The organism is Flavobacterium collinsii, from assembly GCF_902804485.1.
GTDB lineage: Bacteria > Bacteroidota > Bacteroidia > Flavobacteriales > Flavobacteriaceae > Flavobacterium > Flavobacterium collinsii.
In genome coordinates this window covers 1-3,280 of the sequence record NZ_CADCST010000170.1, presented here as the reverse complement: position 1 = coordinate 3,280, position 3,280 = coordinate 1, and the positions used below count along the sequence as shown (strand labels likewise).

The window sequence follows — 3,280 nt, the reverse complement described above, 5'->3', positions numbered from 1 at the left end:
ATTTAATAGAAACACCAAAATATCTATAATTCAGCAATTTACCACTATAAAAACAAGATTTCTTTGAATAAAACTTAATTTATTTTCTAATTTTGCGCCTTAATTTTATTTGACTATCAAACAATTAAAAGAATGACACAATTTAGTAAAACAGTATTTATTGGAGACCTATTATTGTCGTCAATTTATACTTATACTGATGAAAGTACACGCAATTATACTTTGACTATAGCAACCGGAAATCAAAAAGCAATAAAATTTATACTGGATGCTGCCGAAAGTTCTTCTTTCAATATTTATGATCAAAATCAAATTTTAATTTACTCCAGAGAGTCGGAAATAAATAAACTAGAAATATCAACAACGATTAGTTTAGAAGGCTGTTCATCCGATTTTTATTTCTTAGAGATAATAGAAAATGGTAAGGTTATGACACACAAAATAAAAGTTACAACCAAAGCTGTAAATGAGAGTCTTTCTTTACAAGATTAATTTTTTGCCCCCACAATCAAGAACAGCTCAATTTTGAGTTGATTAAGAGCAGCTCAGAATTGAGCTGTTTTTTTTTATTTTACTTCAACCAAAGCTATAAGTATTTATCAGCTCCCAGGATTTCCGAGCCTTCACTCATCTATACTACCTGTAGTTGTCAAATAGCAACCAAAAGTAGCCTAAATACAACTATAAGTTTTTGTTTTTTTTTGATTCTAAAAACACATCCAAATACCTTTGTATTATCTAAAAACAAAAAAAATAACACCATGTTAAATACTAAAATGATCGGCAATAAAATTGCTGTAGCACGAAAAAAAATAAACTTATCTCAGGCACAGCTTGCCGAACATCTATTTATTAGTTCACAAGCTGTTGGAAAATGGGAACGCGGAGAATCAATGCCAGATATAACAACTTTTAATCGTTTGGCCGAAGTTCTGGGTGTTGATCTTAATTATTTCTCCGAAAATTTTCAATCCGAAACTAGTAAAACCACACCAATTGAACTATTAGCAAATCAATCTGATGAATTGTTATCGATAAAGCAAAAGAAAAAACTTAGCTGGGATATGTCAAATGGAAATTGGGTAGACGCTGATTTTTCGGGGTTGAAAAATCTAAGCCAAAAATTTGGTTCCTCCAATATGCAACGTTGCTTATTTATTGAATCAGATATATCGGGTCTTATTCTAAAAAACAACAATCTAAATGGCTGTGACTTCACAAATTCCAACATTAGCAACAGTAATATCCAGAGCTCAAACCTTACACACAATATATTCAAAAATTGTTCTTTACAAGAGACTGAATTTTCCAGAAACTATCTTAAAGATTGTGATTTCACTGGCGCCAATTTTATTGGAGCAAATTTCATGAAGAATAATCATCTTGACAATTGCGATTTTTCAGCTTCTGATATTAGAAAAGGTCAGGTTTTAAATTCCAGTTTAAACAAAAATACTTTTAAAAATTGTTTACTAAAAGAAGCTCTTTTTTTCAAAAGTCACATCAAAGACTGTGATTTCTCTGATGCTAATTTTACCGAAGCAGAATTCAAATCTGGAGTTTTTATAAACAATCCGGTAGTAAATGCAATATGGAATCATACATCATTTGTTGAAATGCAATTTGATAATATCATTTTTGAAGGAACATTGGAGGATTGCTATTTTGAAAACTGTGAATTCAAAAAAGTAATATTCCAAAATTCAACACTTACAAACACCTTTTTTAAAAACAACAACTTGAAACGAGTTCAATTCATAAATTGTCAAACCGATAAAATTACCTACGAATTCTTAAAAAATAATAAAGCAGACTTAACTGGTATTACATTTTTACCGTAATAACAACGAAAATGCATAACGCCACAAAACATTCCACATCAGTCAACACCATATAACATCACTGCTATAAAAGTAATTCTCGGGATCATCACAACATTATTAAAATCAAAAAAAATAATAAAACAATGATAGCACTTATAATAACTTTTTACTTAGCTCTAAGCAAATTACTACTATACTTCTTTACAAATAATAAAAACTAATACCCTTTAAGTCAGATACAACTAAATAACCCGTTAAAAAGTAATTTAGTTGTATTCTTGTGATAACCTTAGAATAATTGTCACAATGTATTATAAAACTATTTGCAGTACCTGCCGTATTACATCTACAGTATTATTTAGCCCAAATGTCCATTCGAGTAATAACTTTACATATAACAAAAAATAGCTGATTAACAGATAAAATATTTTTCTTTAATCTAATTACATCTTGTAGATTATTTTTGCACTTAAAAATAGCTAATGAAGTTTTTTTGCAACAAGTCACCCATCTAAAACTTCAGAGATTTAAGAATATTGAGTGCTTCCTTTTCAGCGACTCAAAGTTATACAAAACACAATATTGCAAATATTACCGACGGTTTCAACCGTTGGGAGGCAATACGTCACAACAATACTAGCCCCACAGTTGAAATCGTCACTTATAATTCACACAAGAGAAAATTTTTGATTTTATTGACATCAAGCTCTTTCTAGAGATCAGGTTTTACGTATAATCTTATTCTGGGCGTTTCCCTTCGGGTCGGGCTGTACGCTAAATCTTTTGTGATAGAAGTTTTAACTGATTTAAGAAAAGGCCAGCTATCACAAAAGGATACCGCTGCCATCCCTAACGCAGTCAACGATAGAAACAATACCTTAAAGAAAAAGCCCTGAAAGGGCAAAAAAACAAATTCTTACTAGTTTTCGATAACCAAAAATCAATATCTTCCAGAAAATACTATTCAAAATAATATAAATTCTTCTCTTTATGTTGAGGCTTCTGCCCTTTCAGGGCGAAAAATGATATTATTTCTATTTATTTCATAGCGCTTCGCACTATGCTTTCTGCTTTTCGGGCTTTCAGCCCTTATTAATAATTAAGAGTATTATGCGTAAATATTGCTCTGAAAGAGCAAATGCCAAATCTCAAAAGAACAACCTAGCCCTTAGCAACTAATACATAAAAAATAAACAAAAAAAATCTGTTCTAATCCGCGTTTTCGCATAGCGAATCAGTACAATCCGCGATCTGTTTTTTAACCGCAAAGTTCGCAAAGCATTACGCAAAGCACGCAAGAATTTAAAAAACGCTATAAAACAAAAAACCCTATCCGATTTGGATAGGGTTTTAAAAAAAAAGGCGACGACATACTCTCCCACATAACTGCAGTACCATCTGCGCAGGCGGGCTTAACTACTCTGTTCGGGATGGGAAGAGGTGAGCCCCGCCGCAAT

The 3,280-nt window shown here is 31.6% G+C and carries 2 protein-coding genes and 1 rRNA gene; 2 read left to right on the top strand and 1 reads right to left on the bottom strand.

From position 1 onward, the window contains the following. Nucleotides 1-132: 132 nt before the first annotated feature. Both FLA105534_RS23070 and FLA105534_RS23065 read left to right on the top strand, forming a co-directional pair. Nucleotides 133-492 carry a secretion protein gene (locus FLA105534_RS23070; protein ID WP_173968426.1) on the top strand — a complete coding sequence of 120 codons (360 nt, stop codon included), beginning with the start codon at nucleotides 133-135 and terminating at the stop codon, nucleotides 490-492. 269 nt (nucleotides 493-761) lie between these two features. Further along, entirely contained in the window at nucleotides 762-1,841 is a 1,080-nt protein-coding gene (locus FLA105534_RS23065; RefSeq protein WP_173968425.1) for a pentapeptide repeat-containing protein, read from the top strand. Nucleotides 1,842-3,180: 1,339 nt separating this feature from the next. On the opposite strand, the gene rrf is transcribed toward FLA105534_RS23065, so the two are convergent. Beyond that, nucleotides 3,181-3,280, bottom strand: a 5S ribosomal RNA gene (rrf, locus tag FLA105534_RS23060); the annotation flags it as partial.

Excerpts from the sequence above, each read along its gene's own strand:
- FLA105534_RS23070 (WP_173968426.1), top strand. The coding sequence starts at position 133 with ATGACACAATTTAGTAAAACAGTATTTATTGGAGACCTATTATTGTCG.
- FLA105534_RS23065 (WP_173968425.1), top strand. The coding sequence starts at position 762 with ATGTTAAATACTAAAATGATCGGCAATAAAATTGCTGTAGCACGAAAA.